This window comes from Treponema sp. R6D11 (assembly GCF_054786075.1).
The window spans coordinates 1-323 of sequence record NZ_BDHD01001357.1 but is presented as its reverse complement, the minus strand read 5'-3'; the positions used below and the strand labels follow the sequence as shown (position 1 = coordinate 323).

The window sequence follows — 323 nt, the reverse complement described above, 5'->3', positions numbered from 1 at the left end:
GGATTTTCCATAAGTTTTCTTCCATCCATTGTTTACGGTACAACTGATAAGCTTTGCCGTAACCTTCGCGGTAGTGTTTTAATTTGTAGTATTTCATCGACTTTTGATATTCGCCCTGACGAAGCGCGGCCCTGCCAATCCCGATATAGGCAAGATCATAATTTCCGTTCATCTTTAAGACTTCTTCCCACTGTTCCGCGGAAGATTCATAACGTCCAGCCCTGTATTCGTTAAGCGCGTCGTTTATTTTCTGCCCGTAACCGGTAAGGTCAAAGCGGGTAAGGGAAGCGGCTCTGGAATCCAGCGCGTAAAGCGTATAATCC

The 323-nt window shown here is 45.8% G+C and carries 1 protein-coding gene; it reads right to left on the bottom strand.

All coding sequences use genetic code 11. The features are described from left to right. Positions 1–323, bottom strand: a 323-nt coding sequence (locus tag ACYVTD_RS18740) for a tetratricopeptide repeat protein (protein WP_461249092.1), incomplete at both ends; no start/stop codon positions are given.